At 77.1% G+C, this 17932-nt stretch carries 12 protein-coding genes; 5 read left to right on the forward strand and 7 right to left on the reverse strand.

Annotated features, from left to right (window positions below):
- The first annotated feature begins 161 nt into the window (after window positions 1–161).
- Window positions 162–1229 (forward strand): trypsin-like serine peptidase, encoded by a 1068-nt coding sequence (locus ACFY4B_RS13850; protein WP_387967944.1) that lies wholly within the window; start codon window positions 162–164, stop codon window positions 1227–1229.
- Between the two features lie 109 nt (window positions 1230–1338).
- Here the strand turns inward: ACFY4B_RS13850 and ACFY4B_RS13855 are convergent, their stop codons facing one another.
- Both ACFY4B_RS13855 and ACFY4B_RS13860 read right to left on the reverse strand, forming a co-directional pair.
- On the reverse strand, window positions 1339–1743 hold the full coding sequence (locus tag ACFY4B_RS13855; protein ID WP_387967946.1) for a hypothetical protein: 405 nt from the start codon (window positions 1741–1743) through the stop codon (window positions 1339–1341).
- A 243-nt stretch (window positions 1744–1986) separates the two neighbouring features.
- Window positions 1987–2550, reverse strand: a complete 564-nt coding sequence (locus ACFY4B_RS13860; RefSeq protein ID WP_079272614.1) for a MarR family winged helix-turn-helix transcriptional regulator — start codon at window positions 2548–2550, stop codon at window positions 1987–1989.
- 85 nt (window positions 2551–2635) lie between these two features.
- On the opposite strand from ACFY4B_RS13860, the gene ACFY4B_RS13865 reads away from it, so the two are divergent.
- Complete coding sequence (locus ACFY4B_RS13865) at window positions 2636–3955, forward strand: MFS transporter (RefSeq protein ID WP_387967948.1); 1320 nt, start codon at window positions 2636–2638, stop codon at window positions 3953–3955.
- Window positions 3956–3965: 10 nt separating this feature from the next.
- Here ACFY4B_RS13865 and ACFY4B_RS13870 read toward each other — a convergent pair whose 3' ends face one another.
- The gene (locus ACFY4B_RS13870) at window positions 3966–4862 is read right to left on the reverse strand and encodes an alkaline phosphatase family protein (RefSeq protein WP_387967951.1); all 897 of its coding nucleotides are present in this window, start codon (window positions 4860–4862) and stop codon (window positions 3966–3968) included.
- Between the two features lie 370 nt (window positions 4863–5232).
- Here ACFY4B_RS13870 and ACFY4B_RS13875 point away from each other — a divergent pair, with 370 nt between their 5' ends.
- Complete coding sequence (locus ACFY4B_RS13875; RefSeq protein WP_387967953.1) at window positions 5233–6510, forward strand: serine hydrolase domain-containing protein; 1278 nt, start codon at window positions 5233–5235, stop codon at window positions 6508–6510.
- A 136-nt stretch (window positions 6511–6646) separates the two neighbouring features.
- Here ACFY4B_RS13875 and ACFY4B_RS13880 read toward each other — a convergent pair whose 3' ends face one another.
- Entirely contained in the window at window positions 6647–9028 is a 2382-nt protein-coding gene (locus tag ACFY4B_RS13880; protein WP_387967955.1) for an ATP-binding protein, read from the reverse strand.
- 328 nt (window positions 9029–9356) lie between these two features.
- Window positions 9357–12035 (reverse strand): BTAD domain-containing putative transcriptional regulator, encoded by a 2679-nt coding sequence (locus tag ACFY4B_RS13885; protein ID WP_387967957.1) that lies wholly within the window; start codon window positions 12033–12035, stop codon window positions 9357–9359.
- Between the two features lie 428 nt (window positions 12036–12463).
- Between ACFY4B_RS13885 and ACFY4B_RS13890 the strand changes: the two genes are divergently transcribed.
- Window positions 12464–15292: a BTAD domain-containing putative transcriptional regulator gene (locus tag ACFY4B_RS13890; protein ID WP_387967960.1), complete on the forward strand. Its 2829-nt coding sequence runs from the start codon at window positions 12464–12466 to the stop codon at window positions 15290–15292.
- Between the two features lie 72 nt (window positions 15293–15364).
- Here ACFY4B_RS13890 and ACFY4B_RS13895 read toward each other — a convergent pair whose 3' ends face one another.
- Together ACFY4B_RS13895 and ACFY4B_RS13900 are read right to left on the reverse strand one after the other, a co-directional pair.
- A complete protein-coding gene (locus tag ACFY4B_RS13895) occupies window positions 15365–16003 on the reverse strand; it encodes a sigma-70 family RNA polymerase sigma factor (protein ID WP_074004942.1) in 639 nt (212 codons plus the stop codon).
- Window positions 16004–16307: 304 nt separating this feature from the next.
- Window positions 16308–16679, reverse strand: a complete 372-nt coding sequence (locus ACFY4B_RS13900) for a hypothetical protein (protein WP_074004943.1) — start codon at window positions 16677–16679, stop codon at window positions 16308–16310.
- Window positions 16680–16966: 287 nt separating this feature from the next.
- Between ACFY4B_RS13900 and ACFY4B_RS13905 the strand changes: the two genes are divergently transcribed.
- On the forward strand, window positions 16967–17926 hold the full coding sequence (locus tag ACFY4B_RS13905) for a hypothetical protein (RefSeq protein WP_387967962.1): 960 nt from the start codon (window positions 16967–16969) through the stop codon (window positions 17924–17926).
- The last annotated feature ends 6 nt before the right edge of the window (window positions 17927–17932 follow it).

Consider the following 17932-nt stretch of genomic DNA (forward strand, 5'->3'; position numbering starts at 1 on the left):
CGTCAAGGACCTTCCCTCCTACCGGCCCTGATTCCAGCTCAGGCGGCGCGGCGGCCACCGGTACAGGACCGGGACGCCGTTACCGGAACCTGATCGTTTCGACGGCCGGCCGAGACCCGATCCACACGGGAGCCTGACATCCCGTGCCTACGGTGCCGTGCATGCCGAAGACACCCGGAACACCGACCACCGACCGCGCCATGCCCCGCAGGCTCGCCGCCGTGGGCGCCCTCCTGCTGAGTGCGACCACGGCGGCGGTGCTGCTGCCGAACACGGCCCTCGCCGCGGAGCGGGAGACCGTCACCACGCACGCCGGCGCCACGACCGCGCAGGAGCGCGGCCGGATCGACGCCTACTGGACACCGGACCGGATGAAGCTGGCGGGCGCCCTGGTCCCCGAGATCACGCCCCTGCCCGAGGACGACAACACGCCGGACGACCCGCGGCCGCTGCCCGCGGACACCCCGGACCCCGGGGCCGTGTGGACCCACGGCGGAGCGGTGGACCGGAGCGTCGGCCGGCTCTTCTTCACCTTCTCCGACGGCTACGACGGCAGTTGCACCGCGACCGTCGTCAACAGCGCCAACCGCAGCACCCTCCTCACGGCGGCGCACTGCCTGCGGGGCGTCGGGGCCCCCGCGACCGCCGACACCTGGAATCACAACCTCTACTTCGTGCCCGGCTACCGCAACGGGACCAAGCCGCTCGGCGGCTTCAGCATCAGGACCATGGCCACCTCCTCCCGCTGGGACGCCGATCGTGGCGGGACGACCTCGAACGACGTCGCCGTGGCCGGCTACGACACCGGGGTCCTGGTGGCGAACGCCTCGGCCGAGGGGCGGCGGATCGCCGACGTCACCGGTGCCCAGCGGATCGCCTTCACCCCGCCCGCCGAGGGCGAGTTCGTCCACACCTTCGGCTATCCCAAGGACCGGCTGAACAACCCCGCCGCCACGTACTCCGGCTCGCGCATGATCCACTGCGCCGGACCGGCCCGCCCCGGCCCCCAGGCCCCGGTCCTGTGGGGCGAGTCCTGCGACATGTCGCACGGGGCCAGCGGCGGCCCCCACTTCGCCCGGTTCGACCCGGCCACCGGGACCGGCACCCTCGTCGGCGTCACCACCACCTCCGAGGAGCTCGCGGGCGGCCCGGTCAACACGCTGTACGCCACCCGCCTCGGGGACAGCGCCCACCGGCTCTACGACTGGGCGCAGAGCCGGGCGCTCTGACCCTCCGGCCCACGCCCCGGCCCGGCCGGCACCTCCCGCCGACCGGGCCACCGGGCCGCGAGGGCCACGAGCGCCACGAGGGCCACGAAAGCCGGGAGGGCCGCCAGCGCTACGAGGGCTTCGCCAACTCGGCGCGCAGCTCGGCCAGGTGCTCGTCCGCCGACTCGTGCGGCAGGAACTCGACCACGTCGAGGAAGCGGAACAGCACCTGAGCCCCGGTGACGGCGTACTCGTAGTCGCCGAACCCGACCACCGCGCCCGTGCCGCCGCGCACCGCACCCCGGACGGCGGCCGGATCCCCCGAACCCGCCGTGCCCGCCGCGCCCGCCCGCCGCCGGGCGTTGGGGCGGGCCGGGTACGGGCAGACCATGGCGGCGTACAGCATGCAGGCCCGGTGGCCGGGGCCCTCCATGGTGGGCGCGAGGTTGCGGTACGGCTGCCCGGCCGCGAGCGCCACTGCGATCGCCGCGCTCTCGGCGGCGCCGACCACCCGCCACACCGGTCCGCGCTCCATGAACCGCCCGCACACCGAGCACGTGCGCTCCAGCGCGCACTCGGCGCTGCGCCCGTAGTCGGTCAGCGCGAACTGCGGCAGGCCGTCCTGCCAGGGCGTGATCGCCGGTACGGGTTGCCCCGCCCGTCCCGGGGCCGCGCCCCCACACCGTCCGGCACCGGCACTCGTTCGAATCGCCCGCCCCCATCGATACCAGGGGCGGGCGCCACGGGTCGACCCCGGTACCGGAGCGGTGGCGGACGTCTAGCCTTCCGGCGTCGTCTCCTGAGCGAGCATCACCTTCCGCAGCAGGTCCGCCAGTGTGCGCCGCTCCTCCTCGGACAGCACCCCCAGCAGCCGCTGCTCCTCCCGGCCCACCACGTCCAGGGCCTTGCGCCAGGCGGCGCGCCCGGCCTCGGTCAGGACGATGTCGACCTTCCGGCGGTCCTCCGTGGACGGCGTGCGCAGGACGAAGCCGCGCCGCTCCAGGGTCTCCAGCCGGCCGGTGACCGAGGCCGGGGCGAGGTTGAGGTCGGCCCGCAGGTCGGAGGGGGCGGCGTGGCCGCCGCGGCCGGCGAGCACGTGCAGGGTGTCGAACTCGTGCTTGTGCAGGCCGTAGTCGGCGACGCCCTGTTCGCGGACCCGGCCGAGGTGGCGGGTGAGCCGCCACATCCGGGTGACGGAGGCCTCGATGACCGGGTCGAGGTCGGGCAGCACCGGTTGCCATCGGTCGACGTGACCGTCCGTCCAGTCGCGGGGCTCCGTCCGGTCGTGGGGCCCCGTCCGGCCGCGGGGCGGAGTGTGCTGTTCGGAAGGGTGCTCGGCCATGGGAAGGAGTCTACAAACCGCCACAGAAACGACGGCATCAAAATATTCGTTGCCGAAATTTCGGCGCCGAAATACAGTGCGGCGCGTGACAGCACACCCCTTGAGCCTGAGCGGCTTCCGCCTGCTCTTCATCGGCCGGACGGTCTCCACGCTCGGCGACGCCGTCGTCCCGGCCGCGCTCGCCATCGCCATCACCCGCGCCACCGGCTCGGCCGCCGCACTCGCCCTGGTCCTGGGCTGCGCGATGGTGCCGAAGCTGCTCCTCCTGCCGGTCGGCGGAGTGGTCGGGGACCGCTTCGATCCCCGCCTGGTCGCCCTCGGCACCGACCTCGTCCGGGCCCTCGCCCAGCTGCTCGTCGGCCTGGAACCGCTCGACGGACACCCCCGCCTGTCGCACGTCGCGGCCGCCTCGGCCGTCGGCGGCATCGCCTCCGCCTTCGCCATGCCCACCGCCTCGCCGCTGGTCGCGGCCACCGTCCGGGGCGAGCTGCGGCTGCGGGCCAACGCCCTGCTCGGCACCGCGACCGGCGCCGCCCGGCTCGGCGGCCCGGCGCTCGCCGGACTGCTGGTGTACACCGCCGGACCCGGCTGGGCGTTCGTCCTGGACGGCGCCTCCTTCGTCCTGAGCGCCGCCCTGCTCGCCCGGCTCCGCGTCGACCGCGCGACCGGCGACACCGCACCCGACGACACCGTGCCCGACGCCCCGCGCTCGCTGCGCCGGGACCTCGCCGAGGGCTGGAGCGAGGTGCGCTCCCGGGACTGGTACTGGACCAGCCTGATCGCCCACGGGGTGTGGAACGGCGCGAGCGCCGTGCTGCTCACCCTCGGCCCGCTGATCGCCGCCACCCGGCTCGGCGGGGACGGCGCCTGGGTGGCGCTGACCCAGGCTGGCGCGGTGGGCCTGCTGGTCGGCTCGCTGGTCGCCGCCCGGCTGCGGCCCCGCCACCCGGTGCTGGCCGGCAACCTCGCCCTCGCGCTGTACGGGCTGCCGCTGCTCGCGCTCGCCCTCCCCGCCCCGGCGCCGGTCGCGGTGGCCGCGCAGGCGGTGGCGATGGCCGGGCTGGGCTTCCTCAACCCGCTCTGGGAGACGGTGGTCCAGCAGGACTTCCCGCCCGGGACGCTGGCCCGGGTCACCTCGTACGACTGGCTGCTCTCGCTGGCCGCCGCCCCGCTCGGCTACGTCCTGGCCCCGCTGGCCGCCGGGGCCTGGGGCGACCGGGTGCCGCTGCTGGCGGCGGCGGGGCTGGTGACGGCGGTCTGCGCGGGCACGGCGGCGGTGCCCGGCGTCCGGCGGTACGGCGCCCGGCGGACGACCGTGCCCGAGCCCGGGCCGCCGACCGAACGGCCACCGGCCCGGGCTCGGGATCAGGCGCGGGCGCGAACCCGAACCGGGGTCAAGGGCTGATCGCCGCCGGTCAGTTCCAGATGCCGGTGATGTCGGCGGCGGAGGCCGCGTTGCCCGCGTGGCCGGTGGCGCCGGCCAGGTCCTCCAGGGTGCGCAGCACGTTGTAGTGGTTGTAGGTGGTGGCGCTGCTGCTGCCGGGCGTCACGTGGGCGCCGTAGACCAGGGTCGGGATGCGGTTGCCGGACAGCTTGTTGTCCTCGTCGAAGGTGACGACCAGCAGGCTGTTGTGGGTCTGCGCCCAGGTGGCGTAGGCGCCCAGGTTGTTCTTGATCCAGGTGTCGCCGGTGCCGACCGAGCAGTCGTGCATGTCGCTGCAGAGGTTCGGCACCACGAAGGAGACGTTCGGCAGGGTGCTGTAGTCGGTCGGGAACTGGGCGAAGGTCTTCGCCGAGCTGACCGGGACGTTGCCGAAGCCGAACCACGGGTTGTGCTTCTGGGCGTAGCTGCCGCTGCTGCAGACGGTGCTGCCCTGGCTGGGCAGGGACTCGTTGTAGCTGGCCCAGGTCTTGCCGGCGGCGATGACCTCGGAGGCCAGGTTGGCCGCCTGGAAGCCGCCGACCGTCACACAGCTGTCGTCGACGGTGCCCTGGGTGGAGCCGGAGAACAGCGCGTAGTAGTTCGGCTCGCTCGGGTGGGTGATGCCGAAGGACTGGGTGAGGTTGGCGCCGCCCGCCTTCAGGGTGTTGTTGAGGTACGGGGCGCTGCTGCTGCCGATGACCTGGGTGTAGGCGTGGTTCTCCATCACCACGACGACGATGTGGTCGGGCGTGGGCAGCGCGGCCGCCTGGGCGGTGGGGGCGGTGGCCGCCCAGAGGCCGGCGGAGGCGGCGAGCAGGGCGACGGCGGAGCCGATCGCGGTCGCGGTGCGGCGGGAGCGGGGGTTCAGGGGCTTTGTGGACGAAGTCATGACAATTCCTCGGCTAGGAGACGGCCCGGCGGGCAGCAGGACGCCGCCCCGGCCCCGCCGGCCCGGCCGGGGCGTGGGGAAGCTCCGTGGTCGGTGAGGGGAGGGCCGGCGCGGCGGGCGCACCGGAGTGCGCGGAAGCGCCCGAACAGCATGGGGCCCCCGGGGTGACGCGGGCAGACGACGGCAGGTGAAACCTTGGCCCCGGAGCGGGAAACGAACGGTGCCACCGCCCCGACGCGCCGAAACCGCCACTGACAACGCGAAATGCGGGCGAACCGGTTCACATTGCCAGCAACCGCCCCGTCCGGTGATAGTGATCTTCGAACGGCGCGGTCCGACGCCGCGTCAGCTCACGAGAGAACCGAGGAACATGGCGAAGACCAGCCTTCTGCGTCCGCTCGCGGTGGCCGCCGCCGGCGCCGTCCTGGTGGCGACCGGTGCCCTGCCCGCCGCGGCCGCCGGCCAGGACACCACCGACCCGACCGCCCCCGACCTCACCGGTGTGCGCACCGCCCTCCAGGCCACCACCGCGGCCGGCGCCCCGGGCGCCTTCGCGGTGATCAGCGACCACGGCGCCGTCGACCGGACCCGCTCGGTGAACGTCGGCCTGGCCGACCTGGACGGGACCCCGATGAACTCCTCGTGGAGGTTCCGGGTCGGCAGCAACAGCAAGATGTTCGCCGCCGTTCTCGTGATGCAGCTGGCGCAGGAGGGCCGGATCGACCTCGACCGGCCGCTGCGCGAGTACCTGCCCGCGGACACCCTGCCGGAGAGCTGGACCATGACGGGCCGCCAGGTGATGGAGCACCGGGCCGGCGTCTACGACCACACCAACGACCTGCTGGAGCAGGCCGGCGAGGAGACCACCAGCGCGTTCGAGGCGCGCATCCGCAGCACCGTGTACGACCCGCGCGCGCTGGTCGCGATGTCGGTCAGGCACGGCCTGCAGTCGACCCCCGGCAGCCGCTACTCCTACTCCAACACCGACTACGTGCTGATGGGCCTGGCCGTCGAGCACCTCACCGGCCAGACCTTCCCGGAGGTGCTGAACGAGCGGATCATCCAGCCGCTCGGCCTGCACAAGACCTCCTTCGTGGTGCCCGACCAGGGCATCACCGGCGCCCACGTCACCGGCTACCTCACCAACGACGACCGCACCAAGCCGCTGCTGGACTCCACCGCGCAGACCGGCTCCTGGGTGTGGGCCGCCGGGGCCGTCATCTCCGACGCCGGGGACCTCGACCGCTTCCTCACCGCGCTGATGGCCGGCGGCAAGGGCGGGCTCGTCTCGGACGCCTCGCTCCAGCAGATGACCGCCGCCCTGCCCACGCCCACCGCGAAGATCGCCTACGGTCTGGGCCTGCGCCGCATCTCGCTCTCCTGCGGGGACGTGTACGGCCACGGCGGCATCGTGCAGGGCTTCAACACCCAGTCCTTCACGACCCCGGACGGGCGGCGCAGCGTGGTGGTCTTCGCCAACGCCTCCAACAACGGCGCGGTGACGCAGGGCCTGATGAACACCCTGGAGCCGGCCTTCTGCGGCAAGCAGCCCACCGTCGCCCCGCGGACGGCCTTCGCGCCGGCCTCGGCCCCGGTCGGCTCGGCCCCGGTCGACACGCTGCCGGTGGTGGAGGACACCCGGATCTGACACCGGCCGTACGGCCCGCGCCCGCTCCCGCCTCCGGCCCGCTCCGGTCCGGCCGGGGGCGGGCGATCGGCGTGACGGGACGCGGCCTCCGGAGGGCACCCGGTCGGTGCCGGACACGGCCCCCGGAGGGCACCGGTCAGTGCCGGGCGCCCGCCGCGCGGGGGCCCTCCGCGCTCAGGTCGGTGAGCGCCTCGGTGAGCAGTTCGCGGGCCTCCTCCGCGCGGCCCTGCTCGATCAGCGCGGTGCCCAGCTCGGTCAGCGTCTTGGTCATGCTGTCCGGGCGGCCCACCGCCTCGAAGTGCACCAGGGCCTGCCGGTAGGCCTTCTCGGCGGCCGGCCAGCGCTTCAGCGCCGCGCGGTCCAGGCCCAGTTCGTGCGCGGTCATGGCCGCCAGCAGGTGGATCAGCGGCGAGGACCAGCGCTCCACCAGCTCCAGCGCCCCGGCCAGGGCCCGCCGGCGCGACTCCACCGCCTCCTCCGCCCGGCCGGACTCCCGCAGGCAGTTGGCGGCGCCCCGCAGGGTGACCAGCCGGCCGATCATCGCGGAGCGGTTGGCCACCTCGGCGAAGGCGTCGGCCGCCCGGTGGAAGGCGTCGGTCGCCTCGCGGTGCCGCTGGAGGTAGCGCAGGCCCGAGGCCAGGTAGGTCAGCGCCCAGCCCTGCTGCTCCCGGTCGCCCACCGCGCGGGCCAGCTCCAGCCCCTCGGTGGCCAGTTCGATGCCGCGCTGGTAGCGGTGCAGGCAGGTGACGTACGTCCAGGCCAGGTAGTTGACGTGCACCGCCTCGACCCGCTCGTCCCCGATCGCGCGGGCGGCGTCCGCCGAGAGCTGGAACACCTCGGCCCAGATGCCCCAGCTCAGCAGCCGGTCGGAGAACCAGTGCATCGCCTCGGCGGTGTCCACCACCTCCCGGTGGCGGCCGGCCCGCTGGGCCTGCTGCAGGGCGGCCAGCCACTCCGGGTGCTCGTACTCCAGCCAGGCGGCCGCCTCGGTGAGGTGCGCGGGGGCGGTGCCGCCGGTGCCGGTCGCGTCCGTGGCGTGGTCGGGGTCGAACCGCAGGCCGTACTCGGCCGCCCGGCCGAGGATCCAGCGGCCGGCCCGGGTGCGGGCCTCGGCCAGTTCCTGGCCCGTCTCGTCGGCGGCCAGCCGCTCGCCGGCGTAGAGCCGCACCAGGTCGTGCAGGCGGTAGCGGTCCGGGGTGGCCGCCTGCATCAGTCCGGCGTCGACGAGCTGTTCCAGCACCAGTTCGGTGCGGGCCGCCGACCGGCCCGCGTAGGCCGCGGCGATCTCCGCGGTGAAGTCCTGGCCGGCGGTCAACGCGCAGCGGCGGAGGACGAGTTGGGACTCGGCGGGCAGCCGCCGGTAGGACAGCTCGAAGGCCGGGCGGACGGCCAGGTCGCCGGTCTCCAGCAGGTCCAGCCGGTTCTCCTCGGCGGCGAGCTGGCGCACCAGGTGGGCGACCGGCTGCTGCGGGCGGGCGACCAGGCGCTGCCCGGCGATCCGCAGCGCGAGCGGCAGGTAGCCGCAGAGCCTGGCCAGCTCGGCGGTGGCGTCGGGGGCGGCCTCGATCCGCTCGCGGCCGGCGATCCGGGCCAGCAGCCCGGCCGCCTCGGCCGGGGCCAGCACGTCCAGGCTCAGCCGGTGCACCGACTCCAGGCCGGGCAGCACGTTGCGGCTGGTCACGATGGTCACGGCCGGGCCGGAGCCGGGCAGCAGCGGGCGCACCTGGCTCTCGTCGGCGGCGTTGTCCAGCACCAGCACGAGCCGCCGCTCGCGGACCAGCGCCCGGTAGAGGCCGGCCCGCTCCTCCGTCCCGGCGGGCACCGCGGCGTCGGCGACGCCCAGGGCGCGCAGCACCTGGCCGAGCGCGTCCCGGGCGGGCAGCGGCTGCGGGGACATGCCGCCGAGGTCGAGGGAGAGCTGGCCGTCCGGGAAGCGCCCGGCCAGGGCGTGGGCGGCGTGCAGCGCGAAGGAGGTCTTGCCGAGGCCGGGCTGACCGCTGACCAGCACCACGCGCGGGTGGGCCGGGCGCTCGTCCTCCGCGAGGCGGGCGAGCAGGGCGAGGGCGTCCTCGCGGGCGGTGAAGTCGGCGATGTCGCGAGGCAGCGCGAGGGCGCTCTGGCCGAGCTCGGCGGGGATCGCGGGCGGGGCGTCGTCGCGGGCGCCGGCTGCGCGGGCGGTGGAGTCGGCGGAGGCTTCGCGCGGGGCCGGCCGGCCGGGCCGGGCCCGGCCTCCGGCGGGCGTCGGGGCCGGCCGCGCCCCGCGCGGGCGTCCGGACTGCGCGGCCCGGTCCAGCAGGTCCGCCTGCGCGCCGTCCAGCCCGAGCGCCTCGGCCAGGGCCCGTACGGTGCGCCGCTGCGGTCCGCGGGTGCGGCCGCGTTCCATGTCCCCGAGGGCGCGCAGGCTGACCCCGGCGGCCGCGGCGAGCTCCTCCTGGGTCAGGCCCGCCGCCACCCGGTGCCCGGCCAGCAGGCGGCTGAACTCGTTCGCGTCCGTGTCCGTGCCGCCCCCGGCCGCCATGCCCCGCCCCCACTCGCTCGGTCCTGCGCAGTTCCGCACTTCTGCCTGGAGTCGCCTCCGGCGGTTCGCTGCGGTGCGCTCCAGGCAGAAGTATGCCCCGGCGGACAGGTTCCACCTATTCCGCCCTCTCCCGGGGCATCCGCCCAGGTCAGGAGGGACGGGTACGGGCGGGGCGGCGGGGCGGGGGCGGTTCCGCGAGGGGCGGGACGCCGGTAGTTCCGCCTGTGGTTCCGCTGGTCGAACAGCGGTTTCCCGCCACCGGCGGCCGGCCCCGGTCCATGCCGGACCCCTGCGCCGGACCTCCACCCCGGCCTCCTGCGCCGGGCCGCTACGCCGGCCGCCTCGCCTCCGCGCCCTCGACCGTGCGCCCGAGGGCGTCCAGCAGGTCGGCGAGCAGGTTGTGGGAGCGGGCTTCGAGGGCCGGGTCGCCGACGGTGCGGCCGAGGGCGACGGCGAGCCGGGCCGAGGAGAGCGCGGCGTCCCGGCGGCCGAGCGCGTGCAGGGCGCGGGCCCGGCTGTGGGTGGCGAGGACGGCCTCGGCGCCGCCGGAGCGGGCGGTGGCGGCGCGCACCGCCTCGTCGGCGTGGCGCAGCGCGGGCCCGGGGTCGTCGGCCAGGACCAGCGCGTCGGCGAGGTCGGTGAGCGAGCGGACCAGCAGGTGGTCGGTGGCCGGGGTGCGGGCGGCGGCGACCAGGTCGCCGAGCATGGGCACCGCCCGCTCGTACCGGCCGGCCCGCAGCAGGGCGGCGGCCACCCGGCTGCGGCAGTGGTGGCGCAGCGCCGCGTCGCCGGACCGGTCGGCGGCCGCGACGGCCCGCTCCAGGGTGTCGGCGGCGGTGCGGTGGGCCGCGCGGTCGACGTGCAGGACGGAGAGGTCGGTGGCGAGCCGGGCCACCGCCGCCTCGTCCCGGTCGGTGTGGGCGGCGCGCAGCCCGGCCTCGACCACGGCCCGCCAGTGCGTCCGGTCGTGGCCGGTGGTCTCGTACAACCGGCAGGCCCGGTGGGCGAGTTGCCAGGCCGCGGCGGGCCGTCCCTGCTGCTCGGCGCAGACCACCACCGCGCGCAGGGCGCTCTCCTCGCGGCGGAACCAGGCCCCCGCGCCCACGGTCGCCGCGCCGCCGGCCGTCCAGCCGGCGGTGACGTCGAGGTAGTGGGCGATCAGCCGGTCGAGGGCGAGGAACCGTTCGTCGCAGGTGAGTTCGGCGGCCTGCGCGGCGGCGTGGCGGCGGACCAGCTCGCGCCGGGCGTACCGGCCGGGGCCGCTCTCCTCCAGCAGGTGGACGGCGTCCAGCCGGGTCAGCAGGGTGCGGGTGGCGGCGGGCGGGAGGTCGGCGAGGGCGGCGGCGGTGGCGGTGTCGAGCTCCGCGCCGGGGTGCAGGCCGAGCAGGGTGAACAGCCGGGCGGCGTCGGGCGCCAGTGTGCGGTACGTCCGGTCCAGCGCGGCGGTGAGGCCGAGCGGGCCGCCGGCGGTGCCGGTGCCGGAGAGGGCGGCCGGACCGGTCTGCTCGTCGGCGAGTTCGGCGGCGAGGTCGGCCACGGACCAGTCGGGCCGGGCGGCCAGCCGGGCGGCGGCCAGGCGCAGCGCGAGCGGCAGGCGGTCGCAGCGCTCGGCGAGTTCCGCGACCGCCTCCGGCTCACCGGCCGTGCGGTCCTCGCCGAGGACGCGGGCGAGCAGGGCGGCGGCCTCCTCGGGGCCGAGCACGGCCAGCGGCAGCGGGATGCCGCCGGTGCGGACCACCAGGTGGCGCAGCCGGCTGCGGCTGGTGACGATCGCGACCGGGGCGGGCTCGCTGTCGGTGGCCGGTGGGTCGGGCAGCAGCGGGGCGAGCTGCTCGTAGGAGGCGGCGTCGTCCAGCACGACCAGCATCCTTCGGCCGCCGACCAGTTCGCGGTAGCGGCGGGCGCGGTCCTCGGGGTCGCGGGGCAGGGCGTCCGGGGCCGTACCGAGCGCGGTGAGGAACTCGCCGAGCACCTCGGCGGGTTCGCGCGGCCCGTCCGGGTCGAAGCCGCGCAGCTCGGCGTGGAGGACGCCGTCCGGGAAGTAGGCGTCGCCGCGCCGGGCCGTCCACTGCCGGACCAGGCTGGTCTTGCCGACCCCGGCGGGGCCGGTGACCAGGATCGGGCGGCCGTCCCGGGCTGCGGGCACCACCTGGTCCAGCCGGGCGAGTTCGTCCGTCCGGCCGACGAACCGGCGGTCGGCGGCGGGCCGGGCACCGGACTGCTCGCCGGCCAGGCGCAGCTCCGGGCCGGGTGGCCGGGAGAGCCGGGCCACCGCGCGCTCGTAGCGCTCCCGCGCCTCGGCGCTCCGCCCGTCCTGCTCCAGGCAGCGCACCAGCCGGGCGGTCAGCGTCTGCCGGGCGGGGTGGCCGTCGGCGGCCTCGGCGAGTTCGGCGGCCAGTTCGCCGCCCCGGCCGGCCCGGAGCAGGCCGTCGGCCAGCCGTTCCAGGGCGCGCAGCCGCAGGTCGGTCAGGTACGGGAGGGTCCGCTCGCGCAGCAGGGCGGAGCCGCAGTCGGCGAGCGCCGGGCCGCGCCACAGGTCCAGCGCGGCGCGCAGCAGGGGCGGGGCGCCGTCCGCCGGCGCGGCCTCCACCGGTGTGGCCTCCATCGGGGCGGGCTCCGGCGGGGCGGTCCCCGGCGGGGCACCGTCCAGCGGGGCGGCGGGCTCGGGGAGCAGCACGCCGGCCTGTTCGCAGAGCCGGCCGAAGCGCAGCACGTCGACCCGGTCGGGTTCACCGGCCAGCAGGTAGCCGGCCCCCCGGGTGCCCAGCTCCAGCCCGGAGCCGTCCAGCAGTTGGCGCACCGCCGCGACGTGGCCCTGCAGGGCGGCCCGCGCGGTGGGCGGCGCGCAGCCCTCCCAGACCAGCTCGATCAGCTCCTCGGTGGCCACCGTCCGGTTCAGCCGTACGGCGAGCGCGCTCAGCAGCGCCCGGCGCTTGGGGGCCGAGGGCGTCACCGCCGTCCCGTCCTCCCGCCGCACCACCACCGGCCCGAGCAGATCGATGTGCACGCGCCCGTTCCCCTCCCCCACCATCCGTCGACTCCCCGGCTGGTTCGAGGATAGGGCCGACCGGGCCCTTGACGTCGGCCGTACGGTACCGGGCCGGTACGACACCGGCGTCGCGTCCGCGGCTCCCGGCCGAGCGGCCACCGCGGCACGGCCCCGCGTCCGCCGCTCCGGACGGGCCGGGCACGGCGGCACGGCCCCGTGGCCGCCGTCCGGTGCAACCGTCACCGGCCCCATCGGCATCCCTCTCAGGGGTGCCCCGTGGAGCCCGGTCGGACCGGGGGCGGGCGCCCCGCGCGGGCGGGCGTCCGAGGGCGGGAGCAGCCGTCCGGCGTGGACCGGACAGGTTCTCGCACTACACTGCTCCACCCCGAGGGCCGATGGCCGCTTCGGGTGTGATGTGCGGTTTTGGGGCGAGGTGGGGGGTACCGGTGCGGATTCGGCTGCTCGGGCCGGTGGAGCTGCGGGTCGGGGCGGACGGCTTCGCGAGCGTGGCGGGTGCCCAGCGGCGGGCCGTCCTGGCGATGCTGGCGCTGCGGTTGGGGCTCGTGGTCACCATGGACCAGCTGTGCGAGCTGCTCTGGGACGAGCAGCCGCCGCCCACCGCCCGGGCCGCCGTGCAGGGGCACGTCGCCGCGCTGCGGAAGGTGCTCGCCGACACCCCGTTCGAGCTGCACACCCGGGACTCCGGCTACCTGCTGACCGGGCCGGCCGACGCCGTGGACGCGCTGCGCTTCGAGGAGCTCGCCGGTGAGGCCGAGGGGCAGGCCGGACTCGGCGACTGCGCCACGGCGGTCGCGCTGCTGGAGGAGGCGCTGCGGCTGTGGCGCGGCGAGGCGCTGGCCGACCTGCCCGAAACCCCCCTGCGGGACGCCGCGGTGGACCGGCTGAGGCAGTCCCGCACCGCCGCCCTGCTCTGCTGGGCCGGGCTGCGGCTGGGCCAGGGCGCCGGGGCCTCGGCCGTGCCGCTGCTGAAGCACGGGGTGCGGCTGGACGGGCTGCGCGAGGAGCTGGTGGCCATGCTGATGCGCTGCCTGCACCAGGCGGGCCGGTCCGCGGAGGCGCTGACCGCCTACCACCAGGCCCGGGTCCGGCTGGACGACGAACTGGGCATCAACCCCGGCCCGGCGCTGCGGGCGGCGCTCGCCGAGGTGCTGGCCGACGACCGTACGGCGGAGCCGCCGCCCGCCGCTGCGCCGGCCCCCGGAGCGGCGCCGCAGCCCGCACCGGTGCCGCGCCGACTCCCCCGCCGCCACCCGGACTTCGTCGGCCGCACCACCGACCTGGCCCGCCTCGACCTGGCCTGCGGGACCGGCCGCGCCGGGGACGGCCCGGTGCTGGTGGTCGGCCCGGCCGGGGTCGGCAAGAGCGCGCTGGTCACCGCCTGGGCGCACCGGGTCGCCGACCGCTTCCCGGACGGACTGCTCCACGCCGAGCTGCACGGCCTCGCCCCGGACGGCCCCGCCCGGCCCGAGGCCGTCCTGGCCGGCTTCCTGCGCGCGCTCGGCGTACCGGAGGACGGCGTCCCCGAGGGGCGCGCCGCCCGGGCCGCGCTCTACCGCGAGCGCACCCGGGGCCGGCGGCTGCTGGTGCTGCTGGACGACGCCGCCGACGCCGACCAGGTCGCCGACCTGCTGCCCGCCGGCCCGGCCGGCACCGCCGTGGTCACCGGCCGGGGCTCGCTGGAGGGCCTGGTCGCCGTCGAGGGGGCCACCCTGCTGCGCCTGGCCGCACTGCCCGAGGACGACGCCCTGCACCTGCTGGAGCGCGCCCTGACGCCCGAGCGGCTGCGCGCCGAGCCGGAGGCCGCCGCCCGCCTCGCCGGGCTCTGCGACCACCTGCCGCTCGCCCTGCGGATCGCCGCCGCCCGCCTGGCCGACCGGCCGGACCGGACGATCGCCGGGCTGGTCGCCGAACTCGCCGACGAACGGACCAGGCTGGCCGTCCTGGACGCGGACGGCACGCTCTCCGTCGCGGGCCGGCTCGGGCTGACCCACCGCCGGCTCTCCGGACCCGCGGCCGAGCTGCTCACCGCCCTGGCCGCCCACCCCGGCCGCGAGGTGGACACCCCGGCGGGCGCCGCCCTGCTCGGCAGCGACACCGCGACCGCCCACCGGGTGCTCGGCGAGCTGGCCTCCCACCACCTGCTCACCGGCACCGCCCCCGGCCGCCACGCCCGTACCGACCTGGTCCGGCTGTACGGCGCCGGGCTGCTCGCCGAACAGCCCGAACAGCACCGGCGGCTGCTGCGCGACCGCCTGGCCGACCACTACCTCACGGCCCTCGGGCACTGCGGGTCCTTCCTCGACCCCGGCCAGGAGGACACCGCCCCGCCCGCCGGTCCGGCGCAGGCCCTCCCGGCCGTCGGCGACATCCGCACCGCGCTCGACTGGTTCGACGCCGAGGAGCCGGCGGTCTCCGCGCTGGTCGCGTCCCCCGACACCGACCCGGCCCGGGCCTGGCGGCTCGCGCTGACCTGCGGCTCGCTCTACTACGGCGCCAGCCGCTTCACCGACTGGCTCGCCAGTGCCCGGCTGGGGCAGGCCGCGGCCGAACGCTGCGGCGACCCGGTCGCGGTCGCGCTGCTGCTCAACTGCCGGGCGCAGGCCCTGGTCGCGCTGGAACGCCGGCAGGAGTCCGCGGAGGCGGCCCGGAAGGCGGTCGCAGCGGCCGAGTCCGCCACCGGGCCCGCCGCCGCGTCCGCGCACGTCCGAGCGCTCGCCACGCTGGCGCTGGTCACCGCGATGCTCGGCCACGCCGCCGAGGCCGAGCGGCTGGCCGCCGCCGCCACGGCGCTCGCCCTGGAGTCCGGCGACCGCCGCCGGCTGGTCGACGCCAAGGTGCACCAGGGCTGGGTGAGCCTGGCCGCCGGGGACCGGGAGGGCGCCCAGCGCCGGTCCCGGGAGGCCCGCGAGCTGCTGCCGGCCACGCCCGTCACCCAGGTCCACCTCTGGTCGCTGCTGACCGAGGCGCAGGCCCTCGCGCCGACCGTCCGCGACGACGCCGCCGACCTCGCCTGGCACCGGCTGCTCGCCGCCTGCGAGGAGGCCGGCCTGCTGTACCTGCACGCGGTGGCCGAACAGTCCTACGCCGCCTACCTGTTGGCCCGGGGACGGGAGCCGGAGGTGCGCGGCCGGCTGCGCACGGCGCTGGACCGCTTCCGCTCGCACGACCGGCAGGCGGGCCACTGCAGCGAGTTCACCACCAGCCTGGAGGAGTCGCTCAACCTCCGCACCGGCCGGCGGGCGACGGACGACTGAACCGGACGGTCGGCGCGAGGGGCCGCGCCCCGGTCAGCCTTCGTCCCGGTCAGCCTGAGCCGGACGGCCCCGTCAGCCGGCCGCCGAGGCCGCCCCGCGCACCGTCGGGGCGTACCCGTGCTCCGTCGCCAGCACCGGGCGCAGCGCCCGGATCGCGTAGAAGTTGCGGGACTTGACCGTCCCCGGCGGCACCCCCAGCCGGGCCGAGGCCTCCAGCACCGAGCGGTCCTTGAGGTGGAGTTCGACCAGCACCTCGCGGTGGTGCTTCTGCACCCGGCGCAGCGCCAGCGCGAGGTCCCGGGCCACCACCACCTGCTCGTACGGGTCGTCGGCGACCGGCCGGTCCTCGACCGTCTCGCCGATCACCTCCTTGGCGCGGGCGGCGGCCATCCGGTAGTGGTCGATCGCGATCCGCCGGGCGACCGTGAACAGCCAGGGCCGGGCCGCCTCCGCGCCGGCGGCCAGCGCCTCCGGGTGCTGCCAGGCGCGCAGCAGGGTCTCCTGGAGGATGTCCTCGGCCTTGCCGCGGTCCCCGCCGGTGGCCCGCAGCAGCGCGCGCAGCAGGTAGCCGCCGTGCAGCCGGTGGATCTCGGCGAGCACGTCGGGGTCGAGGGTCGGGCGGGCCGGGGCGGTGGCGCCCTCCGGCGCGGCGGCCGGACCCTCGGACGGCGGGGTGACGGACGTGGGCTGGGCGACGGACGGCTTCGACACGCGCTACCTCTCAGGTCGGGCAGGGGGCGCAGCACGGGCAGGGGACGCAGCACGGGCAGGGCGTGCTGGGCACCGCCGGAGATCCCCGGCGGTGGCTGCACCAGCACACTGCCGGAGCCCGCCAAGTCCGCACCAAGGATCCGCCAACGCCCCCGCCCGGGGCACTCGGGCCGCCCCCGAGTGCCACCGTTGGCGGGCGCCGACGACTGTTGGCCGGTCGTTAGCGGCCGTGAGCTGCGGCTTCTTCCGCCACCGCCCGGTTCGGCGCCCGGCCCCCCGCCGAGCGCCGCACCGGGCCGCGGTGTCAGCCCTCGGCGAGCGCCCCGAGCAGCTCCCGCACCCCGTCCTCGCCCCGGTGCTCGATCAGCACCGCGACCCAGCCCGCCAACAGCTGCCGCTCCGCCGCCGACCACACCGGTGCCGACGGGTGCTCGTCCACCACCAGCGCCGTCGCCACGCCCAGCAGCCCCGACTCCGGCCGCGGCCGCTCCTCCGGCGCCGCACGCAGCGCCAGCCGCCGGGCGACCGCGATCACCCGCTCCGCCGCCGCCTCGGGCACCGCCAGCCCGGCCGGCCCGGCCGCGCTCGGCGCCCCGGCCCGCACCAGGGCCGCGACGAACTCCCGCGCCTCCGGCCCGTCCGCGGCCATGCCGCGGCCCTCCCCCGTCCCGTTCACGGGACTCACGCTCCTTCCGACTCGGTGACACTCGGCGGACGCCGGGTGCCACCCGATGACGGTACCGATCGGTAGCCGGTCGGGCGGAGGGTTTTCTCGTTACGGGCCTCCCGAAGCGACAGGGGGCGCGCCGTGCGCCCTGTTCCGCTCAACGGGCCCTCCACCACCAGCGGTTCAGCTGAACCGGAGGGTAGCCTTCAGCCGTACTCCCGGCTGTACGGGTAGACCGTACGGTCGGCCGGACCGGAGGCACCCGTCCGGCGCACCAGGGACCGGGAGGTCGTCCGATGGCTTACTCCGACGGCACCGCGGGCGCGGGCGGCACCGCCCAGGCCGCACCCGACTACTCGCCGGCCGTCTGGCCCGAGCCCGTCGCCCTGCTGCCCCCACTGCCCCGGCTGCCCCCGCGCCCGCTGGACCCGCTCGGCACCGTCCTGATCCCGCCCGCCGAACGGCGGCCGTCCACCCGGGAGCCGGCCGTCGGACCGTCCTCGGCGGCGCCGCTGCCGTTCCTGCCGCCGAGCCCGCCTGCCCTCGCACCGCTGCCCGCACCGCCCGTACCGCGCCCCGACACCGACCGCCCGCGCACCCTGCGGCTCGCCCTCCCCGGCGGCGGGGAGGCACGGCGGCGGCGCCTGCTCGACCGCGTCCGGGCGCCGCTGCGGACCCGCCACCGGATCGCCGTCCTGGGCGGCCCCGCCGAGGGGGCCGCCGCCCTCCTCGGCGCCCTGCTCGCGGAACACCGGGCCCACCCGGTGCTCGTCCTCACCACCGCCGGGCCCGCCGGGAGCGAATGCCGCACGGGCGGCCGGGTGCTGCGGTCCGTTCGGCCGGACCCGGCCGCCCTGCGGGAGGCCCTCGGCGAGGCCGACGGCCACTACCCGGTGGTCCTCGCGGACACCACCGGCGCCCCGGCCGAGGTCCGGCTCGCCGCCGTCGAACACGCCGACCGGCTGCTCCTCTGCGCCCCGGCCTCCGCCACCGGAGCCCGCACCGCCGACGCCCTCCTCGACCACCTCGCCGCCCTCGGCCACCACGGCCTGGCCCGCGGGGCGGTCGCCGCCTTCACCCCCGCCCCGCCCACCGACCGCCCGGTCGCCGACCGCGACCTCCTCCCCCACTTCCGCACCCGCTGCCGCGCCGCCCTCACCCTCCCGGCCGCCCCCGCCGCCCTCCGCGCCCGGGCTCGCCTCGACTACCTGGAACTCGCCGCCCTCATCGGCGACGGCATGGCCGAGCACCGCTGAGCCGAC

The organism is Kitasatospora sp. NPDC001261 (genome assembly GCF_042896795.1).
Lineage (GTDB): Bacteria > Actinomycetota > Actinomycetes > Streptomycetales > Streptomycetaceae > Kitasatospora.